This window comes from Haloparvum alkalitolerans (assembly GCF_055381565.1).
The window spans coordinates 1,039,695-1,062,604 of record NZ_AP043938.1; the positions used below are offsets into that span (position 1 = coordinate 1,039,695).

Consider the following 22,910-nt stretch of genomic DNA (forward strand, 5'->3'; position numbering starts at 1 on the left):
CAAAAGGACTGCGGCCGGCCGCGCTCCCTGAACCGACCGCGGGGCCGACACCCCTGCGGCAAGCGGAAACCGCTTAGTCCCGGGGGGAGAGAAAACGTCCATGGACCGCAGTTCGGACCGGACGGGCGCGCCGGACGCCGCGGCGTCGGCGAGGGGACTCGTCGCGACCGCGCTGGCGCTGGCGCTGCTCGTCACGGTCGTCGCGGGCGGCGCCGGGGCGCTGGTCGGCGGCGGCGGAGAGGGGGCCGCAGCCGGAGACGGCGCCGCCTCGGTCGTACAGCCCGAGGGGTTCGCCTCGGCGCAGGCGGTCGACGCCGACCGCGTGCTGCTGCGCGCGACCGTCGACGAGTCGGGCGACGCCTCGTGGCGCGTCGAGTACCGCGTGCGCCTCGACACGGAGGACCGGGAGGCCGCCTTCGAGGACCTGGAGGCCGACGTGGCCGAGAACGAGTCCGACTACGCCGCACGCTTCGAGGAGCGCATGGCCGCGACCGCGGCGACCGCCGAGAACGCGACCGGCCGCGAGATGACCGTCGGGAACACGACCGTGACGACCGCGCGGGAGCAGTTCCCCGAGGAGACGGGCCTGCTCGTCTACGAGTACGAGTGGACCGGCTTCGCCGCCGCGTCGGACGGCCGCCTGGAGATGGGCGACGCCCTCGGCGGGCTGTACCTGGAGGAGGGATACGCCCTGACGATCCGGTGGCCCGAGGGGTACGAGCGCGGGACTGCGTCGCCGCAGCCGGACGCGAGCGACGAGCGTTCCGTGACGTGGCGGGGACCGCGCGACTTCTCGGCCGACGAGCCGCGGGTGACCGCCGCACGGCCGAGCGTCCTCGACGGTGGCGGAACCGCGGTCGCCGGCGCCGTCGTCGTCGCGCTGGTGGCTGGACTGCTCTACTGGCGCCGCGAGTGGGTCCGGAACGCGGCCGGACTGGGCGACGGTGCCGCTAAGGGCGAAGGCGGCGGGGGCGGGGGCGAGAGCGAAGGCAGCGGTGGAGAGAGCGAAGGCGGCGAGGAGGGCGACGGCGGAGCGGCGGGAGCGGCTGCGGCGGCCGGCGGGGCCGAGGAGCCCGAGGCGAGCGAGCCGCCCGAGGAGCTGCTGAGCAACGAGGAGCGTGTGCTCAGGCTGCTGGAGCGGAACGGCGGCCGCATGAAACAGCAGGACGTGGTCTCGGAGCTCGACTGGACCGACGCCCGGACGAGCCAGGTCGTCTCCGGACTCCGCGAGGACGGGAAACTGGAGAGCTTCCGGCTCGGGCGCGAGAACGTGCTCCGTCTCCCCGAGGCGGACGAGGCGGGACCGGCCGGCGATGCCGACGAGGGGCGTGACGACGGCGGGGACGCGTAGCCGGGAAAACGCTTTGCCTCGCGCCTGCGAAGAGCAGGGGGCATGGAGACCAACTGCGAGGGCTGTGCCGGCTGCTGTGTCGACTGGCGAGCGCTCGCGGACCGTCCCGTTCCGGACCGGACCGGCCGTCGGAACCCCCTCGACGACACCTACGACTTGGTCCCGCTGACCCGGGACGAGGTGGCGGCGTTCGTCGACGACGGGCTCGGCGACGCGCTCGTGCCGCGCCTGTTCGCGCCGGCCGAGGGCGACGACTCGGTGACGGTGGACGGCCACGACCTCGCCGCGATCGACGGCCGGCCGGTGTTCATCGTCGGGCTGCGGAAGCCCCCGAAGGCGGTCGGTCCGTTCGATGCGGCGCCGCGCTGGCTCCCGACGTGCGTCTTTCTGGACCCCGACACGCTCCAGTGTCGGATCCACGGGTCGGAGCGTTACCCGCAGACCTGCGCCACCTATCCCGGACACAACCTGCGGTTGGAGCGCGAGACGGAGTGCGAGCGCGTCGAGGACGCGTTCGGCGGCGACCGACTGACCGACGGGGCGGTCCCCGAGGACCTCCCGCCGCCGCAGTTCGGTCCCACCGCGCTCGGCTCGACGGTGTTTGCCCATCCGGACCCGGACGCGCTGGAGGGCACCGTCGCGCGTCTCGCGGCCGCGGGACGGCGCGCGGGAGTCGGCTCCGTGCCCGGCGGCGACCCGGAGACGCCCCCGGCGACGGCGGCCGACCGGGGCACGTTCGTCGGCGCCGCGGTCGGCTCGCGCCCGATGTCGCTGTCGGTGAACCGCGACCGGATGGCCGAGGCGCGCGCGGCGGTCGAGAGCGCCGACTCGTGGGTCGGGCGCGCGCTGGACGAGTGGACCGAACGCGCCGCGGCCGCCGGCGGCGTCGGGGTGCCGGCCGACGACCCCGGGACGCTCGCGCGCGAGGTGGAGGACCGACGCGGCGCGCCCGGGACGCCCGGCTGGTGAGGCCCGAGCGGTGACCGCGCGGCGCGCGAACACGGGCGCGCCGGTTAAGGCGCAAGCGCACCCATCTCCCCCATGCGCGTGCTCGTCACCGGCGCGACCGGATTCGTGGGTAGTCGGCTGGTCGCGGCGCTGTCGGACCGCGGCCACGATGTCGTCGCGCTCGTTCGGGACGCCGCGCGGTACGACGCCCCCGCTGGCGTCCGCGTCGTCGAGGGCGACCTCCTGAACCCCGGGAGCCTGCCCGCCGCGTTTCGGGTCGCCGGCGAGCCGGTGGAGGCAGCCTACTACCTCGTCCACTCGATGGGGTCGGGGCCGGGCTTCGAGGGGCGCGACCGTCGAGCGGCCGAGAACTTCCGGGACGCCGCGGAGGCGGCGGGCGTCGAACGCGTCGTCTATCTCGGCGGACTGGGGGAGGACGGCGACGCGCTCTCGCCGCACCTCCGTTCGCGTCGCGAGGTCGAGCGCGTGCTGGCGGCGGGCGCGTACGCGCTCACGGTCCTGCGCGCGGCGATCATCGTGGGGCGCGGCTCCGCGAGCTTCGAGCTGATCCGGCAGCTCGCCGACCGGCTCCCGGTGATGGTCACGCCGAAGTGGGTGAACACGCCGTGTCAGCCGGTCGCCGTCGACGACGTGATCGCGTATCTGGCTGGCGTACTGGACCACCCCGAAACCGCGGGCGAGACCTACGAGGTCGGCGGACCGGAGGTGCTGACCTACGCGGAGATCCTGCGGCGCACGCGCGCGCACCTCGGCGGCCGCCTGTTCGTCGTTCCCGTTCCAGTGTTGACCCCCCGGCTCTCGGCCCGCTGGCTGGCGCTCGTCACCGACGTGTCGCCGGCAGTCGCCCGTCCGCTCGTCGAGGGGATGGGCAATCCGGTCGTCGCGGAGGACGACCGGCTCCGGGACCTGCTCGGCGTCGATCCGACCCCGTTCGACGTCGCCGTGGCCCGCGCGCTCGGCGAGGGAGCCGAGACCGACGGTGCAGCGCCCGAGGGTTCGGAGGGACCCCAGTGAGTGGACGCAGCGGTGAGCGCTGGGTCTTCGAGCAGTTGATCGGCGCGCTTCCCGGGTTCGGGCCGCGCTCACGCGGAGCCGTGGCGCTCCAGATCGGGCTGTTCGAGGCGGCGGTGCTCGCTCTCGGCTGGCGGTACGGCCTCCCCGAGGCGGTGATCGCGGGGACCGTCGCCGTCCTCCTCGCAGGGCTGGGGAGCCTCGTCCTGCTCCGTCTCGGGGCGGGGAACCGCCGGATCGACGCGCCCCCGCACCACACGACCCTGCTGTTCGCGTCGAGCGCCGAGGTCGTGCTGGCGGTGGTCGGCTTCGTCGCGCTCGTCGTCCACCTGTTCGTCGTCGACCCCGCCGACGGCGCGTCGCTCATGAGCCGGCTGTTCGGCCCGGCGCCGCCGGCGCCCGCGGTGTTTCTCGCGCTGCTGGTGCTGTGGGACCTCTGTTACCGCGCGGCCACCTCGTGGTGGGTCGCGCTCGTGAGCCTGCGGCGTGCGGGTCGGACCACGGCCGATCCGGAGAACCGGGCGCTCGCGCTGCGGCTCGACGCGACGAACGCCGGGTTCGCGCTGGCCCACCTGACGCTCGCGCCGTTCCTGCTCGGGGCGCCGGTCCTGTCGGCGGCGCTCGCCGTCCACGTCGTCGGCGTCGTCGCGCTCTCGGCCACGGCCGCGGCGCTGACCGGGCGCTGACTGGTGGAAAAACGCGGACCGACCGGGTCGCGCCTCGGGTGGGGCCGTGTGCCTACTCGTTCAGCTCTCGGAACTTGTCGAGGAGCTGCTCGGCCGAGTCGCCGGAGTCGTACGTGAACGAACCCTCGTAGTTCGTCCGCTCGTCGTCGAACGCGGCGTCGACGACGCCCGTCTTCTGCTCACGACGCTCGTGCTCGTCCTCGTCATAGGCACCCATTGACATGGTACACCTGCACTTGGAATCAGTCTGTTATAAGGATAACGGAGAAACACGATGATCGATCAGGATGGACGGTCGCGGTCGGAGACGGGGCTGTGACGCCTCGGACTGTGGCGCATCGGAAACCCTTAGCGGACGCGGGCGGTAGACCGGCCGTGGCACGACCGCTTCGATTCCGGCGCGCGCCCGGGGAGTGGGACCCGGGTCGAGTCCGCAGCCAGCTCGAGCGCCCCCTCGACGAGAACCTCGGCGCGGCGGGGTCGGCTCCGTGGTTCAGCCCGCCGCCGAGCTACGAGGGGCGGCGGTTCGAGATGGACGACGGATCGCTGGCGCTGTTCTGCTGGACCGACCACGACGACGACCCGCCGCCGGGGGCGTCCGCGGGTCCGGTCGGTTACTGGATCGGCAACACCGAGACGCCGCGGCGGCTCTGGAAGACGGACAAGTACGGCTTCGACGAGGTGCCCTACGGCGTCCGACGGTGGGCCGAGCGCGAACTGCTGGCGGGCCTCCACGAGGACGAGCCGTGGCTGCGGGAGTTCCCGCACGTCTCGTGGTTCTTCCTCCCGGTGTTCTGCTCGAAGGACGGCGCGGAGACGACGCGGGCGTTCTTCCGCGACCACGCCGCCGGCTTCCCGGACGCCGACCGCGAGTCCGCGACCGCGTTCGTCGAGGAGATCCTCCGGCCCGGCACGCTGGACCCCTACCGCGAGACGATGGCCGGCAAGCTCGGCACCTCCGCCGGGATGGACCTCGTCCGGATGAGCGCCACGATGGGCGAGTTCATCGCGGCGAAGCTCCTCACGGACGCCGGCTACGAGGTCACGCCGGAGATCGAGGTGACGACCGGCCACTCGCTCGACTACCGCGCGGAGCGCGAGAGGGACGACGAGGCGCACCTCGTCGAGGTGACCCGACCGCAGCCCGTCTCCGGGCGCGCGGCCGGCAGCCCGGTCGCGGCCGTCCGCGACACGGCCAAGACGAAGACGGACGGCCAACTGGAGGCCCACGGCGGCGGCGTCACGCTGTTCGTCGACTGCTCGTCGTTCCCCGACGCCGACTGGAACGCCGTGCGGGGCGAACGGCCGGACGTGCGCCACCGGCCCGCGGTCGTCTTCCGCGCCCGCCCGAGCGGCCGGGTCGAGGCGTACAGCAAGGGCTCGGTGCCGGTCGATCTGGACGACGCGGTCGAGTGGGTCTGATCGGCCCGAAAAAGGCGGTTACGCCGCTACGACGGTCGAAAAGGCGGCGCGTGCCGCCGACAGAAGGTGACGCGATGCGTCGCGTCGCACGCCGACGGCCGGTCCCGCGGCGGCGCCGGCGCGGCAGCCCACGGAGTCGTGATCCGCGTTAGAACGACACCGGTTCCGGCCCCTGCTCGCCCAGCGCGTCGGGGTCGCGGTCCGAGTAGAACCGCCGTCCGACGCCGCGGGCGCAGACGCCCGACCGGATCGCCGCGAACACGTCGTCCGGCCGCTCGAACGTCTCCTCGCCCATGCGGGTGAGGATGTCCCCGAGCCGCTCGGAGCCCTCGGCGAGCTCTACGCTCGCGTTGCCGTGAGCCGCGATGATCTCCGACGTGGTCGCCGGGTACTGTTGCCGTTCGAGTCGTTCGTCGATGCCGTTCAAGCGCATCACCAGTTCGGAATCGCCGAGGGTTCTTAACGATTGTCCATGTACGACCTTAGTCGGAGGGGATTCCTTAATGATCATTAATCACGAGGTCGGCGGGCCGTCATGGACGGTCCGTCATGGGCGGGTTTATGTCGCCACGTGCGGGAGCGGTGCCCGTGAACGACCGCGAGACGGAGGAGCGAGGGGTGGAGGCGAGCGGGGCGGCGTCACGGGCCGTCGAGGGGGCGGTCCCGCGGGACGCCGCGGCGACGGACGGGCCGGTGGTCGCGGACCTGCACGTCCACACGACGGTTTCGGACGGGACGCTGGAGCTCGAGGAGGTGCCCGCGGTCGCGGCCGAGGCGGGGCTCGACTGGGTGGCGGTCACCGACCACGACCGGATCCATCCCGACATCGACGCGCCGGTCGTCGAGCGCGCGGGCGTGCGGCTGATCCGCGGGATCGAACTCCGCGTGGACGCCGGCGACCAGCGCCTCGACCTGCTCGGGTACGGCGTCGAGCCGACGCCGGAACTGGAGGCGGAGGTCGACCGCCTCCAGGCGGACAGACGGGAGCGCGGCGCGAAGATCCTCGACCGCGTGGAGGCCCACACCGGCGTCGACCTCGACCTCGAACCCCGGCCGGGGCTGGGCCGACCCCACATCGCGCGCGCCATCGCCGACTCCGAGGCGCCCTACGACTACGAGGGTGCGTTCGCGGAGCTTATCGGCGACGACGGACCCTGTTACGTGCCGCGCGAGGTCACGTCGCTCGACCGCGGGGTCGAACTCCTGCGGGGGTCGTGTGCGGTCGTCGGGCTCGCACACCCCTTCAGGTACGGCGATACCCCGGCCGCGCTCGAAGTGGCACGCGAACTCGACGCCGTCGAGCGCTGGTACCCCTACGGGCGCCGCGTCGGCGTCGACGCGGTCGAGCGCGTCGCCGACGACGCCGACCTCCTCCTGACCGGCGGAACCGACGCCCATCAGCGCGAGCTGGGCGTCACCGGCCTCACCGCCGAGGCGTTCGCCCCCCTCCGCGAGCGCCTGCCGGAGCCGTGAGGGCCGCGGCGTCGTCCCCGCTCGGCGGGCCCGTTGGCGAGTCGAACGCGGAGCCGAACGGAAGCGGGCGACGGCGGCGTCCGGGCCGACACCCGCGAAAGCTACCCTTAACCGCGGTCAGCCACTAGAACGAGTATGAACTGCCACTACTGCGACCGGGAGGCCGCGTACGCCGCGTCCACGGACGGAGTGAAGGTCGGGCTCTGCGAGGAGCACTTCCGGGAGCAGGTCGAGCGCCTCGCGGAGTCCGAGGAGCTGGAGGAGCTCCGCGAGCGGATCGACATCGAGGGCGCCGAGTAGGCGCTCCGCCGATCCCCCTCCCTCGCCCTTTCGATCCCTTTTCGCGTCCCTCCCGCGCCGCGAGCGAACCTTAGAAGTCCCCGCGTTGCCAACGCTCGGGCATGCACCTCACCGACCGCCCGCGACGGCTGCGTACGGACGGCGTGCGCGACCTCGTGGGCGAGACGACGCTGTCGGCGTCGGACCTGATGGCGCCGGTGTTCGTCGACGCCACGACCGACGAGCGCGTCCCCATCGAGTCGATGCCGGGCCACGAGCGCGTGCCGGTCGCGGAGGCGGCCGCGCGCGTCGAGGAGGTCCTCGAGACGGGCGTCGAGGCGGTCGTCGTGTTCGGCATCCCCGAGTCGAAGGACCCGCGGGGGTCCCGCGCGTACGCCGAGGACGGCGTCGTCCAGCGCGCGATCCGGCGGATCACCGCCGAGACCGACGCCTACGTCGTCGGCGACGTCTGCCTCTGTGAGTACACCGACCACGGCCACTGCGGTGTGATCGAGGACGACGCCGCGGCGGACCCGACGCTGACGGTGAAGAACGACGAGACGCTGGAGCTGCTCGCGCGGACCGCGGTCTCGCAGGCGGAGGCGGGCGCGGACATGGTCGCGCCCTCCGCGATGGCCGACGGGCAGGTGGCCGCGGTCCGCGAGGCGCTCGACGACGCCGGCCACGGGGACGTGGCGCTGATGAGCTACGCCGCGAAGTACGAGTCCGCCTTCTACGGCCCGTTCCGGGACGCCGCGGACGGCGCGCCCGCGTTCGGCGACCGCCGGCACTACCAGATGGACCCCGCGAACCGCCGCGAGGGGACCCGAGAGGCGCGCCTCGACGCCGAGCAGGGCGCCGACGTGCTGATGGTCAAGCCCGCGCTGCCGTACCTCGACGTTGTCTCCGACCTCCGCCGGGAGTTCGACCGCCCCATCGCGGCGTACAACGTCTCCGGCGAGTACGCGATGCTCCACGCGGCCGCGGAGAAGGGGTGGCTCGACCTCGAAGCGGTCGCCTACGAGTCGCTGCTGTCGATCAAGCGTGCCGGAGCGGACCTGATCCTCACCTACTTCGCGGAGGATCTGGCGGACCGGCTCTGAGTCGACTCGGTCGAAACCGGACCGAAGAAACCGGCCTCAGACGACCTGCTCGCCGTCGTCGTCGTACACCGCGATGGCGTCGACGGGGCAGACGCGGGCCGCGAACTTCGCGTCGAACTCCTCGCCGTCGGGCACCTCGACGACGAACACGTCCTCGTCGGTCTCCTCGCCGCCGACGAGGTCCGCCTTCCCCTCGTCGAGGTTCTTCTCGAAGCCGTCCCACTCCGCGACGCACTGGTACATGCCGATGCAGGTGTCGCGGTCGAACTCGACGCGCATGGGGCGGGATTGGGCGAGGCGGTACAAAGCGATGGCGTTCGTGGCGGGGTCCGGCAGGGGTCGAGGACGACTCACAGCACGACCGCGACGACCGCGAACAGAATCAGCACCCCGCCCACGTCACAGAGGTTCGTCACGATCGGGATCGTGGTGTCGTCGGGGTTGAGCCCGATCCGGTAGGACGCCTGCACGGCGAACAGGCTCATGACGACCACCAGCACCGCCAGCGCCATCCCGGACAGCAGCGAGACGGTGAGCACGTCGGCCAGTCCGAGGGTGCCGCCCAGCAGCGTACCGAGCGCCCACGCGGCGACGCCGACCGCGGAGAACACCGTCGCCGCGAGCGCGAAGACGGCGCCGACGTTGGCCCGGACCGCGGGGTTCGACGGCGAGAGCTCGAACGTCCCGAGGTGGATCCCCGTCGAGAGCCGCGAGCACATGATCGACGCGAGGTTGCCCGCGGTGCCGATCTGGACCGGGACGAGGATCAGCAGTTCCGGGTTCGCCAGCAGCGCCTCCTCGTAGCTCTCCAGGACCGTCCCCGACACCATCTGGACCACCGACAGCGCCGCGAGCAGCGGAACCATCGTGCGGACGATCCGCCGGACCGTCCAGTCCGGCGGCACCCCGCGGCCGGCGCCGCGCTCGGCGTCGATCGGCGCTTCCTCGGGGGTCACCTCGTCGTCCCGCTCGGCGTCGGGAGCCCCCGCCGACGCCCCGGCCCCCGCGTCGCTCACAGCACCACCTCCACGACCCGGATCCCCACCAGCAGGAACGCGACGCCGAACACGTCGCCGAGCGTGGTGACGATGGGGCCGATGACGTTGTCCGGGTCGAGTCCTCGGCGGTAGCCGAGCAGGATGACCGTCAGCAGCACCGACAGCATCAGCACCGCCGAGAGGAAGCCCGCGACGACCATGATCCCGACGAGGTCGAGCAGGCTCCCCTCGCGGCCGAGCGCGCGGAGGACCGCGAACGCGACCGCCGCGATGAAGACGGAGACGGTCATGCCGTTGACGAAGGAGGCGACGACCGCGTTCCGGAGCGGCCGGTCGAGCGCGAAGTCCGGTTCGATGAGCCCCTGGTGGAGCCCGGTGGAGATCCGGGCGCCGAGCGAGCCGTAGACCCCGCCTCGCGTGGCGAGGAACGCGGGGAGAAGGAGCAACAGCCCCGGAACCTGTCCGATCCCGCGGCGCATCGTCTCGGTTCCGAGGATCGTCCCCGCGAACAGCCCGGCGACGAGGCTCACGAGGATCACCGGGAGCGCCTGTCGGTAGACGTCCCGGGCGGTGTCCTGCCCGTACATTCGTCCGTCCCAACGGCCACCGGGTACAAAAATCCGAGCGGGCGCCGCGAACCTCGCCGTCGACCGCGCTCCGGGGTGGCCTCGGGACTTAAGTCCGTCCGGCGGATCCGGGCGTGTATGGAGTACGCGCTCGCCATCGACGGCGCACCCGAGACGATCCCGGGCGGGACGGGGATCCTTCTGTTACATCCCAGCATCGGCGAGACCGACCGGATCGATACGGACTTTCTGAAGGTCGACACGGACGCCTTCCTCGTGGTGTCCACGCGGACGACCGCCCGCGAGGTCGAGCAGAAGTTGGACTACTACGACGTGGACGAGTCGAAGGCGACCATCCTCGACACCCTCTCCGTCGAGCGGGGCTACTCGCGCCGCTCCGCGGAGAACGTCCACTACGTCGCCGCGCCGGAGGATCTCGACGGCGTCGTCGAGCGCGTCGAGCGCTTCCTCGCCGACACGGAGGGCAAACGCCGCGTCTCCGTCGACTCGCTCACGGAGATGGCCTACTACGCCGACGAGGACGAGACCTACGAGGCCGCCGCGGCGATGGTCGACCTGCTCGCCGACCACGACGCAGTCGGCGTGTTCCACCTCTCGAAGGAGGTCCACGACGAGGCGACGATCGACCGCTTCCGGGGGCTGTTCGGCGGCGTCGTCGACCTCGGCGAGGACGGCTCCGTGAGCGTCGACTTCTGAGAGCAGGCGGCGAACAGCCCTCCAGAACGTTGCGGTCGGCGCGCGTGAGCAACGCGCGCGAGGGAGGCGGCGGCGCGGCCGCCTGCTGTGCGGTGCGGTTCCGCGGCCGCGCCGCCGCCGAGGTTGGGGAGGTGCGAGGCTGCGGTGCTGGACGGTCGCGGTGCGGTTGTGGTGCGGTTGCGGGGTGGGACTGAAAGGGGCAGCCGGCTCGATCCCGCCCGGACGACGTAAGCACTCGCGCCGAGCTGTGCGGAGAGGCGCGAGCGCGCAGCGAGGCCCGGCGGGTCGAGCCGGCTGGGGCTTTCTGGGTGGTGCTGTCCCACACAGCAGGATCGCCAGCAGTTTCAAAAACGTTGTACGGAGAGCCGGCTGGGGCTTTCTGGGTGATGCCGCCCCGATCAGCAGGATCTGCGACAGACACAGAAGAACCTCACAAAACGCCACAGGAAGGGGAATCGCTGTTTCTCCGACCGCTTTTAGACTGTGGCGCGCACACGCCCGTGCATGAGCGACGACGCGGCCGCCCGCGATCCGGACGGATCGGCCGACGACGAGGGCGCGGAGGGCCACCGCTACGCCGACCCCGACGAGAACCCCTACGTCCGCGACCCGCCGACCGACTTCGATCCGATCGCGGAACTGGACCCGGAGACGGCGGCCGAGCAGGCCGCGCTGCTCCGGGACGCGGTCCGCGAGCACGATTACCGGTACTACGTCGAGGCGGACCCCATCGTCTCGGACGCGAAGTACGACGCGCTGTTCGACCGGTTGCTCGAACTGGAGGACGCCTTCGACCTCCCGACCGAGAACTCCCCGACACAGCGCGTCGGCGGGGCGCCGGTGGACCACCTCGAAACGGTCGCACACACCGCGCCGATGCTCTCCATCGACGCCTCGACCGACGCCGCGGACGTGCGCGAGTTCGACGAGCGCGTGCGCAGGAACCTCCGCGAGGCGGAGATCGACCCCGACGTCGACTACGTCTGCGAGCCGAAGTTCGACGGACTCTCCGTCGAGGTGATCTACGAGGACGGCGAATACGCGCGCGCCGCGACCCGAGGGGACGGGCACGAGGGCGACGACGTGACCGAGCAGGTGCGGACGATACGCGCGGTCCCGAGCAAGCTCCGGGGGGACCCGCCGGCGTTCCTCGCGGTCCGCGGCGAGGTGTACATGCCGCTGGACGCGTTCGAGGAGCACAACCGCGAGCGCCGAGAGGCGGGGAAGGAGCCGTTCGCGAACCCCCGGAACGCGGCCGCGGGGACGCTCCGCCAGCTCGACCCCTCCGTCGTCGCGGAGCGGCCGCTCTCGATATTCTTCTTCGACGTGCTCGACTGGGCGGAGGCGGGCGGGACGGAGTCGGCCGGGGCGGGCGGGACGAGCGCGGACGCGGGAAGCGCCGGCTCGGAGGGCGAGAACGCGGGAGACGCCGGCGAACCCGGCCGCGGGCGCCCGCCGACCCACTGGGACGAACTCGACCTCTTCGAGGACCTCGGGCTCAGACACAACGACCGCGTGGAACTGGTCGCGGACGTCGACGAGGCGATCGACTACCGGGACCGGATGGAGTCGGTCCGCGACGACCTCGACTACGAGATCGACGGCACCGTCATCAAGGTGAACGACCACGCGGCCTGCGACGCGCTCGGGACCACCTCGCGGTCGTACCGGTGGGCGTTCGCCTACAAGTTCCCGCCGCGGACCGAGACCACGACCGTCGAGGACGTCGTCGTACAGGTTGGCCGCACCGGCCGGCTCACGCCGGTCGCGATGCTCGATCCCGTCGAGGTCGGCGGCGTGACGGTTTCGCGGGCGACGCTCCACAACCCCGAGGAGATCGAGACGCTCGGCGTGAACGTCGGCGACGTGGTTCGGGTCTACCGCGCGGGCGACGTGATCCCCTACATCCCCGCGGTCGTGGAGAAGCGCTCGGAGGGGCACTACGAGTTCCCGGCGGAGTGCCCGGTCTGCGGCTCCGTGGTCGAGCGCGACGGTCCCCTGGCGTTCTGTACCGGTGGGCTCGGCTGTCCCGCACAGCTGGAGCGGGCGGTCGAGCACTGGGCGCGCCGCGACGCGCTCGACATCGAGGGGCTCGGGCCGGAGACGGTCGAACAGCTCCGGGAGGCCGGGCTCGTCGAGTCGCTCCCGGACCTCTACCGGCTGGAGAAGGACGACCTCGTGGGGCTGGAGGGGTGGGGCGAGACGAGCGCGGAGAACCTGATCGCGGAGCTTTCGGCCTCGAAGGAGCCGCCGCTCGACGAATTCCTCGCCGCGCTCGGCATCCCGGAGGTGGGGCCGACGACCGCGCGCTCGCTGTCGACGCACTTCGGGACGCTCGACGCGCTGCTGGACGCCGACGTCGAGGAGCTGACCGCGGTCGAGGACGTGGGCGAGACGGTCGCGACCGAGATTCGGGAGTTCCTCGACGCCGAGCGCAACCGCGAGGCCATCGAGGCCCTCCGCGACCTCGGGGTCGACCCCCAACCCGTCGCGGGCGAGACCGGCGACGAGCTCGACGGGCTGACGTTCGTGTTCACGGGCGCGCTGTCGGTCCCCCGTAGCGAGGCGCAGGAGCTGGTGGAGCGACACGGCGCGAACGCGACCGGGAGCGTGTCCGGCAACACCGACTACCTCGTCGTCGGCGAGGACCCCGGCGCGACCAAGCGCGCGGACGCGGACGAGGAAGGCGTGCCGGAACTGGACGAGGAGGCGTTCGCGGACCTGCTGGCCGATCGCGACGTCGAGTGGCCGCCCGCGGAGTGACCGCGGCCGGCGCTGCCCCGATTCAGAAAATCGTCCGTATCAGGGCGCGACGCCGACGGTCAGCAGGGTCCCCCACGTCCGATAGCGGTCGACCATCGCCTCGCGCGTCTCCCAGCTGTCGGTCGGGAACGCCTCCGCGGGCGGGATCTCGATCTCGCGGTCCGGGATCGCGTCCTGTTCGGCGACGTGGAGTCCCGCCTCGCGGAACGCCTCGCGGTACTGCTCGCGGCTCCACAGCGTCATGTCCACGGAGATCGAGTCCTGCCATGCGTGCGTGTGCTCGCTCTCCGCGAAGAAGTTGACCGCGCAGTAGAAGGTGCCGCCGGGTTTCAGAACTCGGCGGACTTCCTCGAGCGTTCGGTGGGGGTCCGCGGCGTAGTAGAACGCCTCCATCGTGACGACGTGGTCGACCGAGTCGTCCGCGAACGGCAGGTCGTCGAAGTCCCCGACGAGGAAGCCCACGTCGGGGTCGTCGGTGTAGCTCCGCGCGTTGCGGGCCATCTCCGGCGCGCCGTCGAGGCCGTAGCCGCGGCCGATCCCCCGCTCGCGGAGCGCGCGGAGCGCGTACCCCGACCCGGTTCCGAGGTCGACGACCGTGTCGCCCCGCTCCACGGGCATCCGGGCGAGGACGTGCTTCGCGGTGTGCCAGTGGCGCTCCTCCATCCCGCGGTCCTTCCCCGACGCGGCCCACTCGTCGAACTCCTCGCGAACGCTCATGACCGACTCTCCGGCCGGCGGCGTGAAAACCGGTTCGGACGCCTCGCCGTCGGCGAGGAGCCGCCGAGGCGCCTGCGAGGCGTCGGCGAGGCGACGGACGGGGGGCGCTGGCGGCGGAGTTTTATCGCCACCCCTCGCATGGGGAAGCATGAAGCGACCACGGGGGCTGCGGCGTCCCAACTTCCGGATCGCGGACTCCGCCCAGCAGATCGTCGGCGGGTTCCTGCTCGCGGGGCCGTTCGTCGTCACCGAGGAGGTGTGGGTGCTCGCCGGCGGGATGAACGGGCTGCAGGCCGTCCTGACCGCCTGCGTCGTCGCCGCAATCGGCTACGCGGCGCTCTATCGCGCGGACACCGGCCGCGATCCGGACGAGGAACAGGAGGTCGTCGGGATCCCGGTCCGGTTCGTCTCGCTGATGGTGGTCTCGTTCGGCTCCGTCGCGGTGCTCGCCCTCCTGTTCGACGCTCCGGACACGTTCCTGATCGAGCAGGGGATCGCGGGCGTCGACCTGTGGCTCACGACCGCGAAGGCCGTGACCGTCGGCGCGGTGTTCAGCGTCGTCGGCGCCGCGACCGCCGACAGCGTCTTCTGAGACTTCCGTTTTGGAGAACGGGAGTGCGGGAGCGGGCTCAGAAACGGGAGTGCGGGAGCGGGCTCAGAAACGGGAGTGCGAGAGCAGGAGCGGAGAACGGAGTCGGTTCCGGCCGCGGGGTGGGTAACCGGCAGGCGGCGTCAGTCTTCCTCCTCACGACGCTGGGTATAGGACCGCTCGTCCGGCTCGACCGGGACGTACGTCCGGCCGGCGCGGGCGCCCATCGTCAGCTCGCCCAGCGTGAGCTGGGTCACGTCCTGGCCCTCGCGGACGGTCTGCCGACGGCTCTCGGAGGTCTGGAAGTAGTTGACCACCGTGACCAAGAGCACGCCGCCGATGGTGTTCCCGAGCAGTACCGGGAAGACGAACGTCGTCAGCCCGGGGAGCAGTGCCGCCTCGCCCAGGAAGAAGAGGTACATCAGCTCCGTGAACGAGACGACGACGTGGAAGAGGTTCGCCAGCGGGATACAGAGGAACGCGATGTAGATCAGGACCAGCCGCGAGATCGTGTCCCGCGAAGCGAAGTCCATCCAGACGACGCCCGCGACGATGAACCCGGCGAAGCCGGCCTTGAAGAACAGGTCCCAGAAGGGCGTCTCCAGCCCGGTCTGCGAGAGGCTCATGGCCGCCTCAGCGGCCGCGGGCGAGAACACGCCGGAGTACGCGAGCACGAGCGCGCCCAGCCCGCCGCCGACGAAGTTGCCGATCATCACGACGAGCCAGACGCGCAACAGCGCCGGCACGCTGGCGAGCCGCTCCAGTACGAGCGCGACCGGCGGGAGCGTGTTCTCGGTGTACAGCTGATACCCGCCGATGATGATGTAGATGAACCCAATGGGGTACAGAAGCGCCTTCAGGATCGGGTGGCCGTCCGTAGCGCCGTACAGCGACGCGTACATCAGGAACGTCAGCGTGATCGCGAACCCGGCCGCCAGCGCGCTGAAGAACAGCTCGCGGAACGGCGTGTCGATCTCGTCGTCCGCGGCCGCGACGATGCGTTGGAACACCTCGTCCGTCTCGAAGCGGTCGCGGACCACCGCGCCCACGGCCGGCGCGCCGTGGCGCGACTCCTCGACCGCCTGCCGGACGGCCTCGCTGCCGTTCTCCTCGTCGTCGCTGTCGGTCATTGCGTCCGGCTACACCGCCCGGGGTAAAAACGCCTGTTACCGCTCCCGGGCGACGGCGACCGACGCGGCCGCGTCCGCGGAGCCGCGAACAGGCGCTTTATCCCGATCGCCGGCGACGTTCCACCAGACATGCCCCGCGTCTGGCTCGTCGACCGACAGTTCGACTCGAAGGGCCTCGTCCGTCTCACGTACGCCACGACCGACGGCGAGCGCATGCACACCACCGAGATCGCCCAGCAGCGCCTCGTCACCGGTCGCGGCGTCACCGCCGGCCGCGAGGTGGACGGGTCGGACCTGGCCGCGACGGACCCCGAGAACGTCGAGCGCTTCGCCCGCGAGGCCGACCGGATGGCCGAGGAGCACGATCTCGACGACGAGGTGTAGCGCGGCCCGGCCGACGAGGTGTAGCACGCTCTCTCCGACCCTTTAAATCCGAGCGGGGACGACGGACACCCAATGGAACCGACCTCGCTCTCCGGGCTTCCCGCGGGCGTTGGCGAGGCCCTCGAAGCGGAGGGGATCGCCGATCTCTACCCGCCCCAGGAGGCGGCGGTCGACGCCGGAGTGACCGACGGCGAGAGCCTCGTCGCGGCCGTGCCGACCGCGTCCGGGAAGACGCTGATCGCCGAGTTAGCCATGCTCTCGGCGGTCGAGCGCGGCGGGAAGGCGCTGTACATCGTCCCCCTGCGCGCGCTGGCGTCCGAGAAGAAGGCCGAGTTCGAGCGGTGGGCGGAGTTCGGCGTGACGACCGGTGTCTCGACGGGTAACTACGAGTCCGACGGCGAGTGGCTCGCGAGCCGCGACATCATCGTGGCCACCTCCGAGAAGGTCGACTCGCTGATCCGCAACGGCGCCCCGTGGATCGACGACCTCACCTGCGTCGTCTCCGACGAGGTCCACCTCGTCGACGACGCCGGCCGCGGCCCGACGCTCGAGGTGACGCTCGCGAAGCTCCGCCGCGTGAACCCCGGACTGCAGACGGTCGCGCTCTCCGCGACGGTCGGCAACGCCGACGTCGTCGCCGACTGGCTCGACGCCGAGTTGGTGGAGTCGGACTGGCGCCCCATCGACCTCCGGATGGGCGTCCACTTCGGCAACGCGATCAACTTCGACGACGGGAGCCAGAAGGAAGTCCCCGTCGAGCGCGGCGAGGACCAGACCGCGGCGCTGGTCGCGGACGCGCTCGACACCGAGGAGGAGGGACAGGGCGGCTCCTCGCTGGTGTTCGTCAACTCCCGACGAAACGCGGAGTCGGCCGCGCGCAAGCTGACCGACGTGACAAAGCCCCGACTGACCGCCGACGAGCGCGACGACCTCCGTGCGCTGGCCGAGGAGATCAGGGGCGTCTCGGACACCGACACGTCCGAGGATCTGGCCGACGCCGTCGAGCAGGGCGCCGCCTTCCACCACGCCGGGCTCGCGAGCGAGCACCGGAGCCTCGTGGAGGACGCCTTCCGCGACCGGCTGATCAAGGTCATCGCCGCGACGCCGACGCTCGCCGCGGGGGTGAACACGCCCGCCCGCCGCGTGATCGTCCGCGACTGGCGGCGCTACGACGGCGAGTTCGGCGGCATGAAGCCGCTGGACGTGCTGGAGGTCCACCAGATGTGCGGCCGCGCCGGGCGGCCGGGGCTCGACCCCTACGGCGAGGCGGTGCTGCTCGCGAAGGACTCCGACACGATGGACGAACTGTTCGAGCGGTACATCTGGGCCGAGCCGGAGAACGTGCGCTCGAAGCTCGCCGCCGAGCCCGCGCTCCGAACGCACGTGCTCGCGACCGTCGCGACCGGCTTCGCCTCGACCCGCGAGGGACTGTTAGAGTTCCTGAGCAACACGCTGTACGCCACCCAGACGGACGACGACCGCCGGCTGGAGTCGGTGACGGACACCGTCCTCGACTACCTGGAGGTCAACGGCTTCCTCGACCGCGAGTACGCGGACGGCACGGAGTCGCTGTCGGCCACCTCGACGGGCCACACCGTCTCCCGGCTGTATCTGGACCCCATGAGCGCCGCCGAGATGATCGACGGGCTGGAGGCTGCCGCGGGGACTGCGGAGGGAGACGAAAACGAGGCGGCCGCGGGGACCGCGAACGCCGAGTTCGTCCCCGCCGAGGACGGCGGCGCCGGCGAGGAGACCGCGTTCATGAACTACACGCGGAGCGATGAGGGTGACGCCGGAGAGGGTGACGCCGAGGACAAAAATGTGGGTGCGGACGAAGGCGGAAGCGAAGGGGAAGGCGAGAGCGACGGAGAAGGCGAAAGCGACGGGGAAAGCGAAAGCGACGGTAGCGCCGACATCGACCTCACGCCCCTCGGGCTCTACCACCTCGTGAGCCGGACGCCGGACATGTACGAGCTCTACCTCAAGTCCGGCGACCGCGAGACGTACACCGAGCTCTGCTACGAGCGCGAGGCGGAGCTCCCGGGGGACGTGCCCTCGGAGTACGAGGACGTGCGCTTCGAGGACTGGCTCGCGTCGCTCAAGACCGCGCGGATGCTGGAGGACTGGGCCAGCGAGGTGGACGAGGACCGCATCGCTGAGCGGTACGGCGTCGGCCCCGGCGACATCCGCGGGAAGGTCGAGACCGCGGAGTGGCTCCTCCGGGCGGCCGAGACGCTCGCGCGGGAGGTCGACGTGCACCCGGACGCGGTCGTCGCGGTCCGCGAGGCGCGCAAGCGCGTCGAGTACGGCGTTCGCGAGGAGCTGCTGGACCTGGCCGGGGTCCGGAGCGTCGGCCGAAAGCGCGCTCGGCGGCTCTACGAGGCGGGCATCGAGGATCGGGCGGACCTCCGTGAGGCCGACAAGTCGGTGGTACTCGGTGCGCTCCGCGGGCGCGAGAAGACCGCCGAGCGCATCCTCCAGAACGCCGGCCGCGAGGACCCCTCGATGGACGGCGTGCGCGCGGACGCGAGTGCCTCCGCGGCCGCGACCGCCGGCGCCGCCGAGGGGGACGGCGACGGCCAGTCGAGTCTGGGTGATTTCGGATGACGGGCGCGACTGTCGGCAGTGCGCCCGAGGTCGACGTGCGTGTTGTGGCAGGGACCGCGCGGGTCGACGACCTCGACGCGTTCCTCGCGGAGGTGAATGCCGTCCGCGAGGCGACCGGCGCGGTGGTGCAGGTGTTCGACGCGCGGTACGTCGTCTCCCGGCGGCACCTCGTCCGCGCGGTCGAGTTGGCCGAGCGCGCCGCCGACCGCGGAGAGACCGTCGCGCGGGACCGCGCGGTCGAGGTGCTGCTGTACGCGGCCGGCCGTCGACAGATCGACCGCGCGCTGAAGATGGGCGTCGACGAGGGCGAGGGGCCGGCCGCGGCGGTCGTCTACGCGACGTCGATGACCGAAGGGGAGACCGGCGGAGAGCGCGGATGCGGTGACCGGCCGACCGAAGAGCGCGGATGCGGTGACCGGCCGACCGAAGAGCGCGGATGCGGTGACCGGCCGACCGAGGAGAACGAGGAAGCCGTCGAGAGGGCGGTCGACCGCGTGCTCGACCTGCTAGCCGATTCCGCGGTCGTGGGGCCCGACGGGGACGTTCCCGGGACCGACCTCGCGACCGTCCGAGAGTTCTTCGACGTGAGCGACGCGGAGCTGGCCGCGGTCGACGGGACGCTCGCGGACGTGGTGCTGGAACGGGTCGCTCTGCTCGACGTGGAGAAGTGACCGACTGGGTAGGTTCGGCGGGCGACGACTGGAGAGGTTCGGCGGGCGACGACCGGAGCGGTTCGGTGGGCGACAACCGGTCGCGAACGAGGACCCGGAGACCCCTCCGTTTCAGGTGGAAACACGGAGATGTGACTCCGAACGTAGTGCAGGAGAAATAGTTCCACCAGGATTCGAACCTGGGTCGAAGCCCCCAGAAGGCTTCAGGATTGGCCGCTACCCCATGGAACTACGAACGCATCAGTCGGTAGTGCGTGGATAGTTATGAGTGTTGCGAAGCCGAGTCGGCTGGCGACCCGCTTCCTGCGGGTGGTTTTTGCAGCATGCGCCGGTCGCCGTGGTCGGCCCAAGGACGAGCGAGGACCGATACGCCGTGGTGGCAGTTTCCTCGGAGGTGCATATATCGTTACCTATTAGTCCGACAGATAACCACGTTCGTGTATGTACATCGGTCGTTTCGTCGTCGTCGGACCCGGTATCGGCGCCTATCGCGTCTCCTCACGCTCGTTCCCGAACCGCCGCGTGGTCGACCGCGAGGGGACGCTGACCGTGGGGCCGACCCCCGACGCCCCGGAGACGGACAATCCCTACATCTCCTACAACTGTGCGCGCGCGGTCGAGACGCCCGCGGGCGAGACGCTCGCTGTCGTCGGGAACGGTTCGCACGTCGACCCGATCGCAGAGAAACTGGAGCGGGGGTACCCCGCCCGCGACGCGCTCGCGAATCCCCTCCTCGCACTCGACTTCGAGAAGGACGACTACGACACCCCCCGGATCGCCGGGGTCGTTGGGGCAGAGACCGCGACGATCGGGACGGTCCGACGCGATGCGCTGCTGGTGGAGGAGGTCGACGAGCCGACGCTCGTCGCGACCTACGAGAAGGACGCGCCCGAACCGTTCGGTCTCGACGCCGCGACCGCGGGTGAGGCCGCGGCCGAGGTGCTCGGCGCCGACTTCGAGCACGCGGTCTGTGCGGCCGGCGCGACCGTAGCCGCTGACGGCGTCTCCCTCGCGTTCGAGAACGGCGACTGAGCCGTTTGTCTGTGAGGGATGCGGTCCCGAGGGTCGATGTTTTTGTCTAGTTACGGCAGAAATCCTCCGCAGCATTTCTGACGGCAGCGCTACTTCTGACGGAAGCGGTACTCCTGACAGAAATTTTCAGGACTGCAGTTCGGTTCCGTGTCCGTGGTTCGGACCCGCGTCCGTGGGCTACGTGGGCTACGCCTCGAACTCCTCTTGAACGATCTCCAGGGCCTCCTCGCGGTCGTCCCAGTCGACGAACAGCGCGACGGAGGTGGCACTGGTGATCAGGTCGATGATGTTGATCCCGGCCTCCGCGAGGGGTGAGACGATCTCCTGGATAATGCCGGGGCGGTTCGGGAGTTCGCCGCCGGTCAGGCGGATGACTGCGACCGGGTCGTGGACGGTGACCGACGAGAGCGCGTCGTCGGTGACGACCTCCTCGTGGAGCAGGGCCTCGGCGGCCTCCGCCCGGTCCACGTCGACGTAGAAGGTGACCGAGTCCATGCCGGACGCGACCGCGTCGATGTTGATCTCGTCCGTGCGGAGGCGCGCGGACAGGTCCGCGAGGATCCCCGGCCGGTTCCTGATCGCGCGGCCGGCGACGGTGAGGCAGGCGAGCGGCTCCTCACGCATGTCGATCAGGTTCTCGAACTGGCCCTCGATCTCGGTGCCGCCCGCGAGTAAGTCGCCGTGCTGGTAGTGGACGACCCGGACCGCCAGGTCGGTCCCCTTGTACGAGAGCGCGCTCGGGGCGACGACCTCCGCGCCGCGGAACGAGAGGTTTCTGAGCTCGTCGACCGTGATCCGACCGACGTTGCGCGCGCCCTCGACGACCCGCGGGTCGCCGGTCATGACGCCCTCCACGTCGGTGACGATGACGACCTCGTCGGCGTCCATGTAGTTGCCAAGCATCACCGCGGTCGTGTCGGACCCGCCGCGGCCGAGCGTCGTGACGTTCCCGTCGTGGTCCTCCGCGAGGAAGCCCGTGATGACCGGGACGACGCCGTCCATCTCGGCGGCGAGTTGCTGTGCGCGAGCGCGCGTCTCCTCGACGTCCACCTCGCCGAGCTCGTTCGTGATGACCGGCCAGTCCGGATGGCCGGGTTCGAGGAACACCGCGTCCACGTCGCGGGCCGCGAGCGCGGCCTTGAGCATGCGGACGCTCGTCCGCTCGCCCATCGAGACGATCTCGGCGCGGTCGGCGTCATCGGCCTCGAACGTGATCTCGTCGAGGAGTTCGTCCGTCGTCGACCCCATCGCGCTCGCGACGATCGCGATCTCGTGGCCCTCCTCGACCGCCTTCGCGACCGAGTCGGCCGCTCGGTTGATGCGGTCTCCACTCCCCAGACTCGTGCCGCCGAACTTCGCGACTACGCGCATCGGCGGCCTCCGGCTCTCGAAACGTGACGCTCGGGCATGAACCCGCATAGACGAGGAAGCCGCATAACTGTGTCCTCTTGTCCAACCGTTGCCGGAGAGAAAACACCGAGACGGCGCTCCGATGACCTGATGTCTCAGGAACGTTTCGCCTGCCGGAAACGAACGGAAGTTTCGTCTGTCAAAAACGAACGGAAACGGCTCGACTGACGGGCGTCGCCTGCTCGGTCGTGGGCGTCGCCTGCTCGGTCGTGGGCGTCGCCTGCTCGGTCGTGGGCGTTGCCTGCTCGGTCGTCGGGGCCGCTGCCCGATCGTCGGCGTCGACTACTCGTCGTCCGGGCCCCAGTTGCCGGGCATCTCGATCACGTAGCGGCCGTCCTCGCGCAGCGAGATGATGTACTCCTGTCTGTCGTACAGTTCCATCAGGTTCAGTTCGTACTCGCCCTGGCCGACGATCCGGATGCTCTCGAACTGATCGTTGAGCTCCTCGCGGAGGGAGTCGAGTCCGGGGCGTTCGTCGGCGTGGGGATCGCCGCCCTCGTCGCCCCCAGTTTCGGGTCGAGAGGACGTGCCGTCCGTATCCGGGAGTTCATCGGGCGAGACCACGTCCGAGCGGGCGCTGGCCTGCGCGCGGTCCTCGGCGTCGACCTCGGGCGCGGTCGCAGCGTCGTCGCCCGCTTCGGTACGGTCCGCCCCGGCGCCGCTCGCTGCGGCGTCTGTCTCCGCATCCGTCCTGGCGCTCGTCGTCGTGTCCGTCGTTGTGTCCGTCGTTGTGTCCGTCGTCGTGTCCGTCGTCGTGTCCGTCGTCGTGTCCGTCGTCGCGTCCGCCCGCCGACCGGAGTTCGACCGCGTCCGCGGTTCGGCGTCGTCGTGGGAGGCGGTCCGCCCCTCCGTTTCGGCTGGAGCGGTCGCGTCGCGGTCGCTGGACCCGGACCCTGGCTCCGGGTCGGGATCCGTCGCTCCCGGGGGCTTGAACTGGAACTTGTTCCCGCCGCAGTCGGGACAGCCGGAGAGCATCTCCTTGGAGCCGTCCGCGAACGTCCGTCCGCAGGAGGTACATTGGTGAGGCATTAC

At 71.1% G+C, this 22,910-nt stretch carries 23 protein-coding genes, 1 tRNA gene and 1 pseudogene; 15 read left to right on the forward strand and 10 right to left on the reverse strand.

What is annotated here, in order from left to right; all coding sequences use genetic code 11:
* Positions 1-100 precede the first annotated feature (100 nt).
* The 4 genes from ACZ432_RS07610 (at position 101) to ACZ432_RS07625 (ending at position 4,017) form a co-directional block, all read left to right on the forward strand.
* Positions 101-1,351 (forward strand): helix-turn-helix transcriptional regulator, encoded by a 1,251-nt coding sequence (locus ACZ432_RS07610; protein WP_426963973.1) that lies wholly within the window; start codon positions 101-103, stop codon positions 1,349-1,351.
* Positions 1,352-1,393: 42 nt separating this feature from the next.
* Positions 1,394-2,320, forward strand: a complete 927-nt coding sequence (locus ACZ432_RS07615) for a YkgJ family cysteine cluster protein (RefSeq protein ID WP_426963971.1) — start codon at positions 1,394-1,396, stop codon at positions 2,318-2,320.
* Between the two features lie 72 nt (positions 2,321-2,392).
* A complete protein-coding gene (locus tag ACZ432_RS07620) occupies positions 2,393-3,334 on the forward strand; it encodes an NAD(P)H-binding protein (RefSeq protein WP_426963970.1) in 942 nt (313 codons plus the stop codon).
* Positions 3,331-4,017 carry a DUF7530 family protein gene (locus tag ACZ432_RS07625; RefSeq protein WP_426963969.1) on the forward strand — a complete coding sequence of 229 codons (687 nt, stop codon included), beginning with the start codon at positions 3,331-3,333 and terminating at the stop codon, positions 4,015-4,017. Before ACZ432_RS07620 ends, ACZ432_RS07625 begins: the two co-directional genes overlap by 4 nt.
* Before the next feature lie 52 nt (positions 4,018-4,069).
* Here the strand turns inward: ACZ432_RS07625 and ACZ432_RS07630 are convergent, their stop codons facing one another.
* The gene (locus tag ACZ432_RS07630) at positions 4,070-4,240 is read right to left on the reverse strand and encodes a DUF5786 family protein (protein ID WP_394326210.1); all 171 of its coding nucleotides are present in this window, start codon (positions 4,238-4,240) and stop codon (positions 4,070-4,072) included.
* Between the two features lie 152 nt (positions 4,241-4,392).
* Between ACZ432_RS07630 and ACZ432_RS07635 the strand changes: the two genes are divergently transcribed.
* Positions 4,393-5,439 (forward strand): DUF5784 family protein, encoded by a 1,047-nt coding sequence (locus tag ACZ432_RS07635; protein ID WP_426963967.1) that lies wholly within the window; start codon positions 4,393-4,395, stop codon positions 5,437-5,439.
* Between the two features lie 148 nt (positions 5,440-5,587).
* On the opposite strand, the gene ACZ432_RS07640 is transcribed toward ACZ432_RS07635, so the two are convergent.
* Entirely contained in the window at positions 5,588-5,872 is a 285-nt protein-coding gene (locus ACZ432_RS07640) for a DUF5789 family protein (RefSeq protein WP_426963966.1), read from the reverse strand.
* A 260-nt stretch (positions 5,873-6,132) separates the two neighbouring features.
* Here ACZ432_RS07640 and ACZ432_RS07645 point away from each other — a divergent pair, with 260 nt between their 5' ends.
* From ACZ432_RS07645 to hemB, 3 genes are all read left to right on the forward strand, one after another.
* Positions 6,133-6,912, forward strand: a complete 780-nt coding sequence (locus ACZ432_RS07645; protein WP_426964106.1) for a PHP domain-containing protein — start codon at positions 6,133-6,135, stop codon at positions 6,910-6,912.
* A gap of 135 nt (positions 6,913-7,047) precedes the next feature.
* Complete coding sequence (locus ACZ432_RS07650) at positions 7,048-7,212, forward strand: DUF6757 family protein (RefSeq protein ID WP_426963965.1); 165 nt, start codon at positions 7,048-7,050, stop codon at positions 7,210-7,212.
* 101 nt (positions 7,213-7,313) lie between these two features.
* Positions 7,314-8,294 (forward strand): porphobilinogen synthase, encoded by a 981-nt coding sequence (gene hemB, locus ACZ432_RS07655; RefSeq protein ID WP_426963963.1) that lies wholly within the window; start codon positions 7,314-7,316, stop codon positions 8,292-8,294.
* Between the two features lie 36 nt (positions 8,295-8,330).
* On the opposite strand, the gene ACZ432_RS07660 is transcribed toward hemB, so the two are convergent.
* The 3 genes from ACZ432_RS07660 to ACZ432_RS07670 all read right to left on the reverse strand — a co-directional run bounded on the left by ACZ432_RS07660 (position 8,331) and on the right by ACZ432_RS07670 (position 9,879).
* The gene (locus ACZ432_RS07660; RefSeq protein WP_426963962.1) at positions 8,331-8,573 is read right to left on the reverse strand and encodes a ferredoxin; all 243 of its coding nucleotides are present in this window, start codon (positions 8,571-8,573) and stop codon (positions 8,331-8,333) included.
* Between the two features lie 71 nt (positions 8,574-8,644).
* Positions 8,645-9,160, reverse strand: a complete 516-nt coding sequence (locus tag ACZ432_RS07665) for a magnesium transporter (protein WP_426964105.1) — start codon at positions 9,158-9,160, stop codon at positions 8,645-8,647.
* A gap of 146 nt (positions 9,161-9,306) precedes the next feature.
* Complete coding sequence (locus ACZ432_RS07670; RefSeq protein ID WP_426963961.1) at positions 9,307-9,879, reverse strand: magnesium transporter; 573 nt, start codon at positions 9,877-9,879, stop codon at positions 9,307-9,309.
* 117 nt (positions 9,880-9,996) lie between these two features.
* On the opposite strand from ACZ432_RS07670, the gene ACZ432_RS07675 reads away from it, so the two are divergent.
* Positions 9,997-10,575, forward strand: a complete 579-nt coding sequence (locus ACZ432_RS07675) for a DUF7090 family protein (RefSeq protein ID WP_426963959.1) — start codon at positions 9,997-9,999, stop codon at positions 10,573-10,575.
* A gap of 504 nt (positions 10,576-11,079) precedes the next feature.
* Positions 11,080-13,338 carry an NAD-dependent DNA ligase LigA gene (gene ligA, locus ACZ432_RS07680; protein ID WP_426964624.1) on the forward strand — a complete coding sequence of 753 codons (2,259 nt, stop codon included), beginning with the start codon at positions 11,080-11,082 and terminating at the stop codon, positions 13,336-13,338.
* 39 nt (positions 13,339-13,377) lie between these two features.
* Here the strand turns inward: ligA and ACZ432_RS07685 are convergent, their stop codons facing one another.
* Positions 13,378-14,055, reverse strand: coding sequence for a class I SAM-dependent methyltransferase (locus tag ACZ432_RS07685; RefSeq protein WP_426964625.1), 678 nt, complete (start codon positions 14,053-14,055; stop codon positions 13,378-13,380).
* Between the two features lie 148 nt (positions 14,056-14,203).
* Here ACZ432_RS07685 and ACZ432_RS07690 point away from each other — a divergent pair, with 148 nt between their 5' ends.
* Complete coding sequence (locus tag ACZ432_RS07690) at positions 14,204-14,647, forward strand: DUF2391 domain-containing protein (RefSeq protein ID WP_426964626.1); 444 nt, start codon at positions 14,204-14,206, stop codon at positions 14,645-14,647.
* A gap of 188 nt (positions 14,648-14,835) precedes the next feature.
* Here ACZ432_RS07690 and ACZ432_RS07695 read toward each other — a convergent pair.
* Positions 14,836-15,774 (reverse strand): annotated as a pseudogene (locus ACZ432_RS07695) (formate/nitrite transporter family protein); the annotation flags it as partial.
* A gap of 129 nt (positions 15,775-15,903) precedes the next feature.
* Here ACZ432_RS07695 and ACZ432_RS07700 point away from each other — a divergent pair.
* From ACZ432_RS07700 to cgi121, 3 genes are all read left to right on the forward strand, one after another.
* Positions 15,904-16,158 (forward strand): hypothetical protein, encoded by a 255-nt coding sequence (locus tag ACZ432_RS07700; protein WP_426964627.1) that lies wholly within the window; start codon positions 15,904-15,906, stop codon positions 16,156-16,158.
* A gap of 72 nt (positions 16,159-16,230) precedes the next feature.
* The gene (locus ACZ432_RS07705; RefSeq protein ID WP_426964628.1) at positions 16,231-18,765 is read left to right on the forward strand and encodes an ATP-dependent DNA helicase; all 2,535 of its coding nucleotides are present in this window, start codon (positions 16,231-16,233) and stop codon (positions 18,763-18,765) included.
* Complete coding sequence (gene cgi121 / locus ACZ432_RS07710) at positions 18,762-19,436, forward strand: KEOPS complex subunit Cgi121 (protein ID WP_426964629.1); 675 nt, start codon at positions 18,762-18,764, stop codon at positions 19,434-19,436. Before ACZ432_RS07705 ends, cgi121 begins: the two co-directional genes overlap by 4 nt.
* 158 nt (positions 19,437-19,594) lie before the next feature.
* Here the strand turns inward: cgi121 and ACZ432_RS07715 are convergent.
* A tRNA-Gln gene (locus ACZ432_RS07715) sits at positions 19,595-19,667 on the reverse strand.
* Positions 19,668-19,877: 210 nt separating this feature from the next.
* On the opposite strand from ACZ432_RS07715, the gene ACZ432_RS07720 reads away from it, so the two are divergent.
* Entirely contained in the window at positions 19,878-20,468 is a 591-nt protein-coding gene (locus tag ACZ432_RS07720) for an IMP cyclohydrolase (protein ID WP_426964630.1), read from the forward strand.
* 186 nt (positions 20,469-20,654) lie between these two features.
* On the opposite strand, the gene ACZ432_RS07725 is transcribed toward ACZ432_RS07720, so the two are convergent.
* Both ACZ432_RS07725 and ACZ432_RS07730 read right to left on the reverse strand, forming a co-directional pair.
* Complete coding sequence (locus tag ACZ432_RS07725) at positions 20,655-21,839, reverse strand: aspartate kinase (protein ID WP_426964631.1); 1,185 nt, start codon at positions 21,837-21,839, stop codon at positions 20,655-20,657.
* A gap of 321 nt (positions 21,840-22,160) precedes the next feature.
* Positions 22,161-22,907 (reverse strand): OapC/ArvC family zinc-ribbon domain-containing protein, encoded by a 747-nt coding sequence (locus ACZ432_RS07730; RefSeq protein WP_426964632.1) that lies wholly within the window; start codon positions 22,905-22,907, stop codon positions 22,161-22,163.
* Between the last annotated feature and the right edge of the window lie 3 nt (positions 22,908-22,910).